Here is a 14,566-nt window from a genome sequence, read left to right on the forward strand (position 1 = left end):
GCTACTCGATCGGGGCGAGGGTGGGGCGCTTGGCGGTGACGAGGTCGCCGGACGAGCGGCCCCGCAGCCGCCGCCCGATCCACGGCGCCAGGTAGCCGCGCACCCACCGGGCGTTCGCCAGCCGCTGCGCGCCCGGGCTCAGCTCCGGCAGCGGCTCCAGCCTCGGCTCGCGCCAGTCGCCCGCGTCGGGGACGCCGAGCGCCTCCAGCATCGCCAGCGCCACGCGCCGGTGCCCTTCGGGCGACATGTGCAGCCGGTCGACGCTCCAGCAGCGCCAGTCGCCCAGGACGTCCATCGACCACTGGTCGACGACGAACGCGCCGCGCCGGGCCGCGATCGCGCGCAGGTGCTCGTTGTAGACGGCGACGCGCCCGCGCGTGCGCCGGATGACGGGCGAGCCGACCGGGTCGACGCCGGTGAACAGGACCGCGTCGGCGCCGGTCGCGCGGATCGACGCGACCGCCTCGTCCATCCGGGCGGCGAGCGCGTCGATGTCGGCGCCCGGGCGCAGCAGGTCGTTGCCGCCGCCCGACACCGACACGAGGTCGGGCTTGAGGTCCAGGGCCGCGGGGAGCTGCTCGTCGATGATCCGGCCGAGCAGGCGGCCGCGGACCGCGAGGTTGGCGTAGCCGAACCGGTGGGGGCCGGATCCGTTCGACCGGACGGCGAGCTCGGCCGCCGCCCGGTCCGCCCAACCGCGCCAGCCCCCGCCGGCCGCATCCCCCTCGTAGGGGTCGCCGACCCCTTCGGTGAAGGAGTCGCCGATCGCGGCGTAACGCGTCCAGAGCATGGGAGCCATGCTATTTGACCTGCGGTGATCGCCAGGCCGTCCGGAATGTGAGGATTCTCGCGGCGCGGTCGCGGCGGAGGTCAGCCGTCGCGGCGGGTGGCGAGGACGCGGCCGAGCAGCGCGGCGGCGGCGGAGGGGTCGGTGCAGGGCGCGATCCGCTCGCCCCAGCTGTAGAAGTACGACCAGGAGGCGTCGGACCGCTCCTGCACGGCGATGACGTTCTCGTTGAACATCCGCATCTCGGGGTTGGCGACGAGGGCGGAGGGCCAGCGGTCCGACGGCGGGGCCATCTCCACCGCCCAGCCGCGCGAGCGCAGCTCCTCGGTCAGGCGCTCCAGATGGCCGAAGGCCGTCTCGGCCTCGGTGATCGCCAACGCGGACATGATGCCTCCAGGGAGTACCCGTGAACCGTGGGAAGAGGGGCGCCGGGCGCGAACCGTCGCGGTGCGCGTCACACGAACGGCGCCGGGCGAACGTCATTCAGTTTCCCGCCGGTTGCAGCGGTCCACAAGCGCTTTGCCATTCTTGGCGGCCCTTTTCTCGCGACCGGGCCCCGGCCCCGTGGAGCAGAGGGGCCGGGGCCGGGACGGTCCGGGTCAGGGCGCGGAGACCGGCTCGGCGGTGCGCGGCGGCGGCGCGGCGGCGTCGCTCTCGCGGATCCCGTACCGCCCGTAGAGCCGGGCCAGCGGGCCGGGCGCCCACCAGTTCGCGCGGCCGAGCAGCCGCATCGTCGCCGGCACCAGCAGCGCCCGGACGACCGTCGCGTCCACCAGGATCGCGACCGCCATCCCCACGCCGGTCATCTTGATGAACGCGACGCCGGACGTGGCGAACGCGCCGATCACCACGATGAACAGCAGTGCGGCGCTGGTGATGATGGCGCCGGTGCGCTGCACGCCGGTCGCGACGGCGGTGGTGTTGGAGCCGGTCCGGTCGTACTGCTCGCGGACCCGCGACAGCAGGAACACCTCGTAGTCCATCGAGATCCCGAACAGCATCGCCAGCATCAGGATCGGCATCGACGGGGAGATGGCGCCGGTCGCGGTGAAGTCCAGCGGGCCGGACAGGTGGCCGTCCTGGAAGATCAGCACCACCACGCCGAACGTCGCCGACAGCGACAGCATGTTCATCACGATCGCCTTCAGCGGCAGCACCACCGAGCCGAACGCCAGGAACAGCAGAACGAACGTGACGCCGCCGACGAGCAGCGCCAGCCACGGCAGCGTGCCGCCGATGCTGGACAGCTGGTCCACGACGTCGGCCGTGTCGCCGCCGATGTGGGTCCGGGCACCCGGCGGCGCCGGGACGTCCCGGACCCGGTGCACCAGGTCGCGGGCCGCCGCGGAGTCGGGCTCGGCGGAGTAGGTGAGCGCGATCCGGGTCGTGTCGCCCTTCGCGCCGGTCACGGTGGCGCCGGTCGCGCCGGGCAGCGCCGCGAGCCAGTCCCCGTAGGCCTGGACCGCGGCCCGGTCGGACGTGCCGGTCACCACGGCCTGGATCGCCTCGGTGGGGTTGCTCGGGAACCGGGTCTGAAGCTCCTCGGAGACGACCCGCGCGTCCGCCCCGGACGGCAGCACCTTGGCGTCCACACCGCCCCAGTTGATGTGGAGGAACGGGCTGCCGAGCGTGACCAGCAGCGCGACGGTCGCGACGGCGTAGATCACCGGGCGGCGCATCACGCTGTGCGCGAGCCGCCCCCACCAGCCGTCGGCCTCGCCCCGCACCCCGGCGGCGGCCTTGCGGCGGCGCCGGATGGCCAGCGCGTTCACCTTCGGGCCGAGGACGGCCAGCAGCGCCGGCAGCACGGTCAGCGCGCCGGCCATGCAGACGAAGACGGTGGCGATGCCGCCGTAGCCCATCGAGACGAGGAAGTTCTGGTCGAACAGCAGCAGCCCGGACAGCGACACCGCGACCGTGACGCCGGAGACCGCGACCGTGCGCCCGGCGGTGGCCATCGTCGCGGCCAGCGCGTCCTCGGTGGTCGCGCCGTCCCGCCGGATCTCCTCGCGGAACCGGCTGACCATGAACAGGCCGTAGTCGATCGCGAGGCCGAGGCCGAGGAAGGTGGTGATGTTCACCGCGAAGATCGACACGTCGGTGACGTAGGTGAGCGCGTGCAGCGCGGTGAAGGAGCCGAGGATGGCCAGGCCGCCGATCAGCAGCGGCAGGCTCGCCGACACCAGCCCGCCGAAGATCAGCACGAGCAGCACCAGCAGCACCGGCATGGCCATGCCCTCGGCCCGGCCGATGTCGGAGGAGACCCGCTCGTTGATCGCGGTCTGCGTGCCGAGGCGGCCGCCGACCTTGGCGGTCAGGCCGCCGCCGGCGTCGGTGAGGTCGTCCTTGATCGCGTCGAAGGAGTCCTGCCGCGCGGCCTCGTCCTTGCCGGTGAGCTGCAGCACTGCATAGGTGGACGTGCGGTCCTTGCTGACGAACTGCGGCGCCTTGGTCGTCCAGTAGGTGGACGTCCGGGCGACCTCGCTCTTCGGCAGCGCGGCCAGGGCCCTGTCCACCGACGCCCGGTAGGCCGGGTCGTCCACCGTCATGCCGGGGCGTCCCGTGTAGAGGACGACCACGTCGGCCTGGTCGCGGCCCAGCTCCCGCTCGGCGATCTGCGCCGCCCGCGCGCTCTCGCTGCCCGGCGTGTCGAAGCCGCCGGACGAGGTCAGCGCGCCGAACACGCCCGTGCCCCAGACGCCGGCGAAGACCAGCGCCGCGCCGGCGACCGCGAGGACCCACCGCCGGCGGCGGTGCACCCAGCGGCCCCATCGCTCGAACATCGTCGTTCCCCCTGCCTGTTACCTCGCGTCACTCTCGTGAACGCCGTAAACTAGCGAACGCTGTAAACTTTGCATATGACGTTCACTTTCGTCAATGGTGTTTTTGGGGAATCATGCGGGGGCGGCCGGAGGCGGCCGCACCGGCGGGCAGGAAGTGGGGCGGAGCGTGAGCACACGGCGTGACCGGCTGCGCGAGGCGACGGTCCGGGAGATCTCCGAGACCGCACGGCGGATCCTGGTCGAGCAGGGGGCCGAGGCGGTGACGCTGCGCGCCATCGCCCGCGAGATGGGCATGACGGCGCCCGCGCTCTACCGCTACTACGACAGCCACTCCGAGCTGCTCCGCCACGTCGTCGGCGACATCTACACCGAGCTGACCGCCGAGCTGCAGTCGGCCATCGCGGCGGTGCCGCACGACGACATGAGCGGCAAGTTCCTCTCGGTGGCCCGGCAGTTCCGGCGCTGGTCGCTCGGGCACCCGCGCGAGTACGCGCTGCTGTTCGGCGCGCCGATCCGCGGCCTCGACCCCGACGAGCAGACCGACTTCGCCGAGGAGTGCGCCCGCCAGTTCGGCTGGACGTTCATGTCACTGTTCCTGGAGCTGTGGCAGAAGAAGCCGTTCCCCGTCCCGCCCGACGAGGAGATCGCCCCCGACCTGCTGCCCCAGCTGCGCCGCTACCGCGAGGAGCGCCTCGGCGTGGCGCTCCCGCTCGGGGTGATCCAGCAGTTCCTCAAGTGCTGGGTGCGGCTGCAGGGCAGCGTCAGCCTGGAGGCGTTCGGCCATCTCGGCTTCGCCCTGGACGACGCCGCCCCCATGTTCGAGCTCATGCTCCAGGAGGTCGCCCCGCCACTGGGCCTCACCTACACCCCGCCCGCCGGGGACTAGCCCCGGACGGCACGAGGCCCCCGGATCCGCGAGGGATCCGGGGGCCTCGTCCAGCCGGCGGAGCGGGGCGTCAGTAGGAGGGCTGGCTCGGGTCGATCTGGTTCACCCAGGCCAGGATGCCGCCGCCGACGTGCACGGCGTCACCGAAGCCGGCGTTCTTCACCACGGCCAGGGCCTCGGCGGAGCGGACGCCCGACTTGCAGTGCAGGACGATCTTCTTGTCCTGCGGGAGGCGCTCCAGCGCCGAGCCGTTCAGGAACTCGCCCTTGGGGATCAGCGTCGCGCCCGGGATCGAGACGATCTCGTACTCGTTGGGCTCGCGGACGTCCACCAGGAAGATGTCCTCCCCGCGGTCCTGCATGCCCTTGAGGTCCTGGACGGTGATGGTGGAGTCCTTGGCGGCCTCGCTGGCCTCCTCGGAGACCGCGCCGCAGAAGGCCTCGTAGTCCTCCAGCAGCTCGGTCTGCGTCGGGTTCTTGCCGCACAGCGGGCACTCGGGGTCCTTGCGGACCTTGACCGAGCGGTAGGTCATCTCCAGCGCGTCGTAGATCATCAGCCGGCCGACCAGCGGCTCGCCGATCCCCGTCAGCAGCTTGATGGCCTCGTTCACCTGGATGGACCCGATCGACGCGCACAGCACGCCGAGGACGCCGCCCTCGGCGCACGACGGCACCATGCCGGGCGGCGGCGGCTCGGGGTAGAGGCAGCGGTAGCAGGGGCCGCGCTCGGCCCAGAACACCGACGCCTGTCCGTCGAACCGGTAGATGGAGCCCCACACGTACGGCTTGCCGAGCAGCACCGCAGCGTCGTTGACCATGTACCGGGTCGCGAAGTTGTCGGTCCCGTCGACGATGAGGTCGTACTGGCCGAAGATGTCCATGATGTTGTCGCGGTCGAGCGCGGTGTCGTGCACCACCACGTCGATCAGCGGGTTGATCTCGCGGACCGTCTCGGCGGCCGACTCGACCTTCGGCTTGCCGAGCGACGACTGCCGGTGGATGATCTGGCGCTGCAGGTTCGACTCGTCCACGACGTCGAAGTCGATGACGCCGAGGGTGCCGACGCCGGCGGCGGCCAGGTAGAGCAGCGCGGGGGAGCCGAGACCGCCCGCGCCGACGACCAGGACCTTGGCGTTCTTGAGGCGCTTCTGCCCGGACATCCCCACGTCGGGGATGATGAGGTGCCGCGAGTAGCGGTTGACCTCGTCGCGGGTGAGCTCCGCTGCGGGCTCGACCAGAGGTGGCAACGACACGGTGGGTGCTCCTGTGCTGACGCTCGGCTGTTACGGGGGCGGGACGTCGTCGTCCCCTCACCGCACAACCTTGCCATGTCCGCCGTCATTCCCCGAAGGGCGGTGGCCCGAGGCATGGATCGGAACATAGCGGGCAAGGGCCCCTTCAGTACGGACCTCGTACGGAAGAAGGAGCCATGGGCATCCTCGACAAGCTCAAGAACAAGACCCAGAAGGCCAAGGGCCGGGGCAAGGAGGAGGCCGGATACCGTTCCGGCGACCCCTACCTGGAGGCCGAAGGCCGCAAGGACCAGGCCGCCGGCGGCGCCAAGCAGGTCGGCGAGCAGGTCAAGGACGCGGCGAAGGAGGCCCGCCGGACCATGGAGCGGTAGCCGCACGGCGCGCCGCGACGGAGCGGCGACCGGCCGCACGGCGCGCCGCGACCCCTCACGTCGCGGCGCGGCGGCGCCTGCATGACCGGAAGGGGCTCCTCCTCGGAGGGGCCCCTTTCCGCGTCGGGGAGCGGGGACGTCCGGGTTAGGACGGCCCCCTCACCCCGATGTAAGGGCGGAATGTCATGAACCAGAGATAATCTTGGCTGTTGTGGCATTCCTGCCCCCCTCCCAGCAGCCGCCCCCGCCGGGCCCGCGCTTCCAGCCCGGCACCCCGGCCCCCTCCGGCCCCCGGCCGGGCGCGCCCCCCGGCCGCCCGCCCGGACCGGTCCCCGGCATGCCCGCCGGACCGTCCGGCCCCCTGGCGCCGCCGGGCGGCCCGATGCCCGGTGTTCCCGGTGCTCCTGGGGTTCCCGGTGCGCCCTCGGTCACCGTGCTCGGGCTGCGCGCCCGGCAGTGGCTCGTCGTCGCCATCGTCCTCGGCTGCGTCTACCTGGCCACCGGCACGATCGCGATCGGCGGGGCCTGGGCCGAACTGCATCGCGACCCCACCAACGCCGAGGTGGAGCGGGCCGCCAACACGGAGGTCGCCCGGCGCTGGCAGGCCTGGCCCGCCGAGCGGATCTTCCCCACCAAGATCAGCTACAGCCCGCGGGACGGGCGCGGCGAGTACGCCACCCGCACCGGCATCGTCCCCGACACCGGCTGCGCGACCGGCGTCGACCGGGAGATCGCGGCGACGCTGGCCAAGCACGGCTGCAAGGCCGTCCTGCGCGCCACCTACACCGACCAGCTCCAGGGCATCGTCGTCACCGTCGGCGTCGTCGCGTTCGCCGACCCCTGGGCCGCCGACCGCGCCTTCCGGGAGCTGCCCGGCTCCCAGGGCCCGGACGGCAGCGGCTCGGTGCGCCCCGCGCTGCGCGCCGCCCCGTTCCCCGGCACCGCGTCCGCCCGGTTCACCGACGCCGCCCGGCAGGACCGCACGTCCGACCGCGGCGGCCCGTACGTGGTGCTGACCACCTCCGGCGAGGCCGACGGCCGCCCGGCCGCCGCCGTCAGGAAGGAGCGGCCCGGCAAGCCGTTCTCGATCGCGGCGCAGCTCGGGCACACCGTCGCCCGGACCCTCGCCGCCAAGGCCCTGCCGGACTGCCACGAGCGCGGGTGGAAATGCTGACCGGCACACGGGCCCGGTCCGCCGTCCGGGGGCGGCGCGCCGCCGCGTCCGCGCTGCTCGCCGCGGCGCTCACCGGCGCGTGGCTCCCGCTGCTCCCCTCGCCCGCGCGCGCCGACGACGTCCGGTCCCGGCAGCGGGGCGTGCTGAACGAGCTGGGCATGGACGCCGCCTGGAAGATCACCAAGGGGCGGAACGTCACCGTCGCCGTGGTCGACTCCGGCGTCGACCCGCAGCAGAAGGACATCGCCGGATCGGTCACCGTCGGCCCCAACATGCTCGCCGCCGTCGACGGCGGCAGCAGGCCCGCCCACCTGCACGGCACCGGGATGGCGTCGCTCATCGCCGGGCACGGCCACGGGCCGGGCGGCGGCGACGGGGTCATCGGCCTCGCGCCGGAGGCGCGCATCCTCGCGATCCGCGTCATCGGCGAGAAGGAGGACCCGAGCTTCGCCCGCTACCGCGGGTCGCGGGAGGCCGAGGACGCCGTCGCGAAGGGCATCCGGTACGCCGCCGACCACGGCGCCGACGTCATCAACCTCTCCCTCGGCAAGGACGACGAGATCCCGGCCGAGCGCGACGCCATCGGCTACGCCATCGGCAAGGGCGTCGTCGTGGTGTCCGCGGTCGGCAACGACGGCGACGACCAGCGGCTCATCGACGGCAACGGGTTCGCGCCCTACTCCTACCCGGCGTCCTACCCGGGCGTCATCGCCGTCGCCGCGACGCAGCCGTCGCACGCCCGCGCGCCCTTCTCCAACCGCAACCTGTCGGTGGTGGTGTCCGCGCCCGGCGCCGGCCTGCCCGTCGCGGGCCCCGGCGGCGAGTACTTCCTGTCCGACGGCACCAGCGACGCCAGCGCCCTGGTCTCCGGCGTCGCCGCGCTGATCCGCGCCAAGCACCCGAAGATGGCGCCCGCGCTGGTCTCCCAGGCCCTCGTCGAGGGCGCCCGCTTCGGCCCGCAGTCCGGCTACGACCCCGACGTCGGGTTCGGCGAGGTGAACGCGCCGCGCGCGCTCACCGCCGCCGACTCGCTCGCCCGGGGCCGTCCCGCCTCGGCGGCCGGCAAGCCCGGCGCCAAGCGGTTCGGCGACGACGACCCCGGCCCGGTCACGATCATCGACCGCCCGGCCTGGGTCACCCCCACGGTCGCCGGGATCATCCTGATCGGCGTCGCCGGCGTCGTCGGCTCGATCGTCGTCGCCGTCGCGTTCCACCGCCGCCACCCCCGGTTCCTGCCGGCCGGTTCCGTCCCTGCTCCCGCGGGCCCGCCCGGCGGCTTCATGCCTCGGAACGGGCCGCCGTACGCCCAGGCGCCGTACGGCGGCGTCCCCGCCGGCGCGCCCAACCGTCCGGTGTACGGGTCGCCCGCCCCGCAGATGCCCGGCCGTCCCGGGGCCGGGCCGCCCGGGGCCGGACCGCCCGCGGCTGCGGGCACCGCCGCCGACACGCCCCGGCAGCCGAGCCAGGGGGCCCCGGCCTTCGCTCCGCCGGACCAGCCGGGCCAGGGCACCCATGCGTTCGCGCCACCGGATCGGCCCGGCGGCGGCCGGCCGTCGTTCGCGCCGCCGGACGGGCCCGCGCCGGGCGCGGCCGGGCACGCGCCGCCCGACCCGGCGGCGCGGCCCTCGTTCGGCGCGCCGGAGGAACCGTCCGGCCAATCCTGATCTGACCGGCCGGTCATCGGGCGCCGCCGACGGCCCGTCCGTTACGCTCCGCTCGTGGCGCGCGCGGAGATCCCTGGCCCGGACACCGAACCGGACGAGGTCCCCGACGCTGCTCCCGGCACGGCCCCGGACGCGCCGTCCCGCCACCGGCACCGGCCGCCCGGCGCGGCGGCGGCGCCGCTACTGATCGCGGCCGCGTGCGCGACGGTGCTCGTCGTCGCGGGCGTCCGGCTGGCCGGGGAGCTGACGCGCGCACCGACCCCCGCCGAGCGCTCCGCGGCCGTCGCCACCGAGATCGGCCGCCGCTACCGGGCCTGGCCCGCCGGAAGGATCTTCCCCGCCGCGCTCCGCTACACCCTCGACGAGGGGTCCGCCGAGACGGCCCGGAGGATCGGCATCGGCACCGACACCCGCTGCGACACCGCCGTCGACCCGCAGCTGTCGGCGTCGCTGACCGCGCGCGGCTGCCAGGCGGTCCTGCGCGCCACCTACCTCGACCAGGCGCAGGGCCTCGCCGTCACGGTCGGGGTCGCGGCGTTCCCCGACACCGCGTCCGCCCACGGCGCGGTCGCGTGGTTCCCGCCGCGCGCGCCGACACCGGGCCTGCGGGCACTGCCGTTCGCAGGGACGGTCACGGCGCAGTTCGGCGACGCGGCCCGGCAGGCGGCCGCCGCCGCGCAGCGCGGCCCCTACGTCGTCGCCGCCACCGCCGGGTACGCCGACGGCCGGCCCACGCTGCGCGGCGCGCGGCGGCTCCCCGAACTCGCCGAACTGGCGCCGCAACTCGCCGACGCCGTGCTGCGCCCCCTCACCGCGCCCGCCGAGATCCGCTGCGGCACCCGGGAGTGGTCGTGCTGAGACGGCCGGCCGCGATGCTGGCCGCGGCGGTGCTGGCCGTCCCGCCGCTCGTCCCGGGCACCGTCCGCGCCGACGAGGTGCGCGACGCGGTCATGCGGGTGCTGGAGTCGCTGGACGTCCCGCGCGCGTGGACGCTGTCGCGGGGCGCCGGCGCGACCGTGGCCGTCCTGGACTCCGGCGTCGACCCGGCCCAGGCCGACCTCGCCGGCTCGGTCACGACCGGCCCCGACTACACCGCGGGCGCGTCGCCGCCCGGCGTCCCGCCGAAACGGCTGCACGGCACCAACATGGCGTCCGTCATCGCCGGCCACGGGCACGGCCCCGGCGGCGCCCTCGGCATGGTCGGGGTCGCGCCGCAGGCCCGGCTGCTGGCGCTGCGGGTGATCCTGGAACGCGACGAACCGGGCTTCGCGACGTTCACCGGGAACCGCCGGTACGCCGGGACGATCGCGCAGGGCGTCCGGTACGCCGTCGACCACGGCGCCGACGTGATCAACCTGTCGCTCGGCCGCGCGTACCCGACCGAACGCGAGCGCGCCGCCGTCGCCTACGCCGTCGCCCGGAACGTCGTGGTGGTCGCGGCGGCGGGCAACGGCGGCGCCGACCGGACGGCCCGGCGCGGCGGCCACACCCAGTACACCTATCCGGCGTCGTTCCCCGGCGTCATCTCCGTCGCCGCCGTGGACGCGCGGGGCCGGCACGCGGACTTCTCCAACCGCAACTCGGCCGTCGTCGTGTCGGCGCCGGGCGTCCAGATCATCGGCGCGGGCCCTGGCGACCGGTACTGGATCGGCGACGGCACCAGCCCGGCGACCGCGTTCGTCTCCGGCGTCGCGGCGCTCATCAGGGCACGCCATCCCGGCCTCGCCCCCGCGCTGGTCACGCAGGCGATCGTGGCGAGCACGCAGCACCGGCCGGCCGGCGGCTACGACCTCGGCGTCGGGTTCGGGCAGGTCGACGCGCTGGCCGCGGTCACCGCGTCCGACGCGTTCGCGGGCACCCGGATGGACGGCGCGGGCCTTCCCCCGGACCGCCGGTTCGCGGCCGGCGACATCGGACCCGTCCAGGTCGTGCACCGCTCGGGCGCGCTGGTCGTCGGCTGCGTCGCCATCTGCGCGCTGTCCCTGGCGGGCCTGGTCCTGGCCGGTTGGCGGTGGCGGGGCGGGGACTGGAGAATCGGCGCATGTGGTCGGAACCTGACGAGTACGCCGAGGCGGTCCTGGACACGGTGGACCGCATCCCGCCGGGCCGCGTCCTCGCCTACGGGGACATCGCCGAGATGGTGGGGCGGGGCGGGCCGCGGCAGGTCGGACGGGTGATGTCGCTGTTCGGCGGCGGTGTGCCGTGGTGGCGGGTGATCCGCGCGGACGGGCGCCCGCCGGCCTGCAACGAGATCGAGGCGCACGAGCACTACCGCGCCGAGGGCACCCCGCTGCGCCCGGACGGGCGGCGGGTCGACCTCGCCCGCGCCCGCTGGGACGGCCGCTCCTGACGTCCGGGGCGGCGGGTCTCCGGTTGCACGCGTTCTCCTCGGGTCACGTTCGCGACATGCGTGCTTTGTGGTCCGAGTTGCCCCGGTGATCTGTTCCAATGAACTGTTGTGCCGCCTGCCTCCTACCGTCTCGTGCGCCGCGCGGGTCCCGCGCGCGCCGTCCCGCCCCTGCTCGACGAGCAGCAGCGGCGGGTCGTCGAGCATGCCGGCGGGCCGATGCTGGTGCTGGCCGGGCCCGGCACCGGCAAGACCACCACGATCGTCGAGGCGGTCGTCGACCGGATCGAGAACCGGGGCGCCGACCCCGAGCGGGTGCTGGTGCTCACCTTCAGCCGCAAGGCCGCCGGCGAGCTGCGGCAGCGCATCACCGGACGGCTGCGGCGCACGACCCGGACGCCCCTGGCGCTGACGTTCCACAGCTACGCCTACGCGCTGATCCGCCGGGACGCGGTGCTGAACGAGGAGCCCGCGCCGCGGCTGCTGTCCGGACCGGAGCAGCTCCTCGAAGTGCGGCGGCTGCTCGAAGGGGAGCTGGCGGACGGGGCGCGGCAGTGGCCGGAGCGGCTGCGGGCCGCGCTGGCGACGCGCGGGTTCGCCGAGGAGCTGCGCGACTTCACGCTGCGGGCCGTCGAGCGGCAGCTCAACGCCGAGGAGCTGGTCGCGCTCGGGCGGATGCGCGGGCGCGACGACTGGCCCGCGATCGGCGCGTTCATGGAGCGCTACGTCGAGCGGTTCCTGCTGGACCCCGTCCCCACCTACGACTACGGCGAGCTGATCTACATGGCCGCCGGGATGCTCGCGGACGAGGAGGTCCGCATCCGCGAGCGCAACGCCTACGACGCGGTGTTCGTCGACGAGTACCAGGACACCGACCCGGCGCAGGAGGCCCTGCTGCACCTGCTGGCGGGGGAGGGCCGCGACCTGGTCGTGGTCGGCGACCCCGACCAGTCGATCTACGGGTTCCGCGGCGCGGACGTGCGCGGCATCCAGGAGTTCCCGAACCGCTTCCTCACCCTGGACGGGCGGCCCGCGCCGGTGGTCGCGCTGCGCACCTGCCGCCGGATGGGCCCGGAGATCCTGGCGGCGTCGCGGCGGATCGCGCGCCGCCTGCCCGCCGGCTCCGCCGGCAACGCCGCCGAGCACCGCGCCCTCCTCACCCCCGACGAGGCCGAGGAAGGCGAAGTCCGCGCGGTGATCGCCGACTCCGAAAGCCAGGAGTCGGCCCTGGTCGCGGACGAGCTGCGCCGCGCGCATCTGCTCGACGGGGTGCCGTGGTCGCGGATGGCGGTGCTGGTGCGCAGCGCGGTCCGGCAGGTGCCGGTCCTGCGGCGGGCGCTGGCGCAGGCGGGTGTCCCGGTCGTCGTCGCGGGCGACGAGGTCCCGCTGATGCAAGAGCCGGCCGTCCGCCCGTTCCTGGTGCTGCTGCGCGCCGCGCTGAAGAAGGGCTACCTGGACGAGGTCGTCGCGGAGGACCTGCTCACCGGCCCGCTCGGCGGCGCCGACGCGCTGGCGATGCGGCGCCTCAAGCGCGCGCTGCGCGACCTGGAGGAGCTGTCGGGCGGTCAGCGCCCGCTCGGGGAGCTGCTGGTCGCGGCGGTGAACGATCCGCGCGAGCTGGTGCCCGTCCACGAGAGGGTGCGCGCCCCCGCCGAACGGGTCGCGACCCTCATCGACGTGGCGCGGCGCAGCGTCCACGACGGCGGGTCCGCCGAGGACGTGCTGTGGGCGGTGTGGCAGGAGAGCGGCCAGGCCGACGTCCTGCTGGAGCAGAGCGTCAAGGGCGGGACGCGCGGCGCGTCCGCCGACCGGGACCTGGACGCGGTCGTCGCGCTGTTCGACCACGCGGCCCGGTTCGTCGACCGGCTGCCGCAGGCCGGTCCCGAGCTGTTCGTCGACGACATCGCCGCGCAGGAGATCGCCGGGGACACCCTCGCCGAGCAGGCGCCGGAGGGCGAGGCCGTCCGGATCCTCACCGCGCACCGCTCCAAGGGCCTGGAGTGGGACGTCGTCATCGTCGCCGGCGTCCAGGAGGGCGTGTGGCCGGACGTGCGGTTGCGCGGCTCGCTGCTGGGCGTCGAGGAGCTGATCGAGCACGCGGCGGGCGCCGCCCCCGACTCGGACGCGGCGGCCGGCGCGTCCATGGCGGCCAAGATGCTGGACGAGGAACGCCGCCTGTTCTACGTCGCTGTCACACGCGCGCGCAAACGGCTCGTGGTGACGGCGGTCGGCGGCGATGACACCGAGGAACGGCCGTCCCGGTTCCTCAACGAGCTGCTGCCCGGCGCGATCGAGCAGTCCCAGCTCGACGAGAAGACCCGCTGGCTGTCGCTGTCCGCGCTGGTCGCGGACCTGCGGTCGGTGGTGTCCGACCCGACCCGTCCCGAGCCCCTGCGCCGCGCCGCCGCCGGACACCTCGCCCGCCTCGCGCGCGCGGGCGTGCGGGGCGCGAGACCCGAGAACTGGTACGCGATCACCGCGCTGTCCGACCCGGGCCCCGCGTTCGCCGAGGACGAGCAGATCACCATCTCGCCGTCGCAGGTCGAGGCGTTCACCACCTGCGGTCTGCGCTGGCTGCTGGCGTCGGCGGTCGGCGCGCAGGAGGGCGGCCCGAACGAGTTCAGCACCATGGGCAAGGTCATCCACGCGGTCGCCGAGATGGCCGGCGCGGACGACGGCGTCAGCGAGGTCCACGTCGCCGAGCGCCTCGACGAGATCTGGAACGACCTGGACTTCCGCAGCTCCTGGTACTCCGAGAAGCAGCGCGAGCAGGCCGCCGCGATGGTCGACAAGTTCCTCACCTGGCACCGCGACAACCCCAACGAGGTCGTCGCGCTGGAGGAGTCGTTCAAGGTCGACCTCGGCCGCGTCGTCATCAAGGGCCGCATCGACCGCGCCGAACGCGACGAGCAGGGCCGCGCCGTCATCATCGACATCAAGACCTCCACCACGGCCGTCCCGAAGGACGACCTGGCCCGCCACCCGCAGCTCGGCGTCTACCAGTACGCGGTGATGCTCGGCGCGTTCGAGCGGCACGGCCTGATCGAGCCGGGCGGCGCGAAGCTGATCCAGGTCGGCAAGGCCGCCTTCACCGCCAGGGCCCGCGAGCAGGAGCAGCCGCCGCCCGCCGAGGACGACGACCCCGAATGGCCCAAGAAGCTGATCGAGGTCGTCGCGACCGGCATGGCCAGCGACGTCTTCCAGGCGCGTGCGAACGACAAGTGTCGGACGTGTCCCGTACGCTCCTGCTGTCCCGTCCACGACGAGGGCGGACAGGTTGGCGAATGAATCCGGCGGAGCCG

Annotated in this window: 12 protein-coding genes; 8 read left to right on the forward strand and 4 right to left on the reverse strand. The window is 74.4% G+C overall.

Features of this window, described 5'->3' with window-relative positions; translation table 11 throughout:
* Position 1 precedes the first annotated feature (1 nt).
* The 3 genes from QP089_RS32710 to QP089_RS32720 all read right to left on the reverse strand — a co-directional run bounded on the left by QP089_RS32710 (position 2) and on the right by QP089_RS32720 (position 3,570).
* Entirely contained in the window at positions 2-790 is a 789-nt protein-coding gene (locus QP089_RS32710) for an SGNH/GDSL hydrolase family protein (RefSeq protein WP_353070655.1), read from the reverse strand.
* 80 nt (positions 791-870) lie between these two features.
* The gene (locus tag QP089_RS32715) at positions 871-1,173 is read right to left on the reverse strand and encodes a hypothetical protein (protein WP_285916887.1); all 303 of its coding nucleotides are present in this window, start codon (positions 1,171-1,173) and stop codon (positions 871-873) included.
* 213 nt (positions 1,174-1,386) lie between these two features.
* Positions 1,387-3,570 carry an MMPL family transporter gene (locus QP089_RS32720; RefSeq protein ID WP_285916888.1) on the reverse strand — a complete coding sequence of 728 codons (2,184 nt, stop codon included), beginning with the start codon at positions 3,568-3,570 and terminating at the stop codon, positions 1,387-1,389.
* A 166-nt stretch (positions 3,571-3,736) separates the two neighbouring features.
* Here QP089_RS32720 and QP089_RS32725 point away from each other — a divergent pair, with 166 nt between their 5' ends.
* The gene (locus tag QP089_RS32725; protein ID WP_285916890.1) at positions 3,737-4,456 is read left to right on the forward strand and encodes a TetR/AcrR family transcriptional regulator; all 720 of its coding nucleotides are present in this window, start codon (positions 3,737-3,739) and stop codon (positions 4,454-4,456) included.
* 70 nt (positions 4,457-4,526) lie between these two features.
* Here QP089_RS32725 and moeZ read toward each other — a convergent pair whose 3' ends face one another.
* Complete coding sequence (gene moeZ, locus QP089_RS32730; RefSeq protein ID WP_285916891.1) at positions 4,527-5,708, reverse strand: adenylyltransferase/sulfurtransferase MoeZ; 1,182 nt, start codon at positions 5,706-5,708, stop codon at positions 4,527-4,529.
* 176 nt (positions 5,709-5,884) lie between these two features.
* On the opposite strand from moeZ, the gene QP089_RS32735 reads away from it, so the two are divergent.
* The 7 genes from QP089_RS32735 to QP089_RS32765 all read left to right on the forward strand — a co-directional run bounded on the left by QP089_RS32735 (position 5,885) and on the right by QP089_RS32765 (position 14,552).
* On the forward strand, positions 5,885-6,079 hold the full coding sequence (locus QP089_RS32735; protein ID WP_285916892.1) for a CsbD family protein: 195 nt from the start codon (positions 5,885-5,887) through the stop codon (positions 6,077-6,079).
* 211 nt (positions 6,080-6,290) lie between these two features.
* The gene (locus QP089_RS32740; RefSeq protein WP_285916893.1) at positions 6,291-7,253 is read left to right on the forward strand and encodes a hypothetical protein; all 963 of its coding nucleotides are present in this window, start codon (positions 6,291-6,293) and stop codon (positions 7,251-7,253) included.
* On the forward strand, positions 7,247-8,917 hold the full coding sequence (locus QP089_RS32745) for a S8 family serine peptidase (protein ID WP_285917192.1): 1,671 nt from the start codon (positions 7,247-7,249) through the stop codon (positions 8,915-8,917). Before QP089_RS32740 ends, QP089_RS32745 begins: the two co-directional genes overlap by 7 nt.
* A 54-nt stretch (positions 8,918-8,971) precedes the next feature.
* Positions 8,972-9,775, forward strand: a complete 804-nt coding sequence (locus tag QP089_RS32750) for a hypothetical protein (RefSeq protein ID WP_285916895.1) — start codon at positions 8,972-8,974, stop codon at positions 9,773-9,775.
* Entirely contained in the window at positions 9,769-11,094 is a 1,326-nt protein-coding gene (locus tag QP089_RS32755) for a S8 family serine peptidase (RefSeq protein ID WP_285916897.1), read from the forward strand. Before QP089_RS32750 ends, QP089_RS32755 begins: the two co-directional genes overlap by 7 nt.
* Positions 11,004-11,267: an MGMT family protein gene (locus QP089_RS32760; protein WP_285916898.1), complete on the forward strand. Its 264-nt coding sequence runs from the start codon at positions 11,004-11,006 to the stop codon at positions 11,265-11,267. Before QP089_RS32755 ends, QP089_RS32760 begins: the two co-directional genes overlap by 91 nt.
* Before the next feature lie 108 nt (positions 11,268-11,375).
* Entirely contained in the window at positions 11,376-14,552 is a 3,177-nt protein-coding gene (locus tag QP089_RS32765) for an ATP-dependent helicase (protein WP_285916899.1), read from the forward strand.
* Positions 14,553-14,566: the final 14 nt, after the last annotated feature.

This window comes from Actinomadura opuntiae (assembly GCF_030283205.1).
Lineage (GTDB): Bacteria > Actinomycetota > Actinomycetes > Streptosporangiales > Streptosporangiaceae > Spirillospora.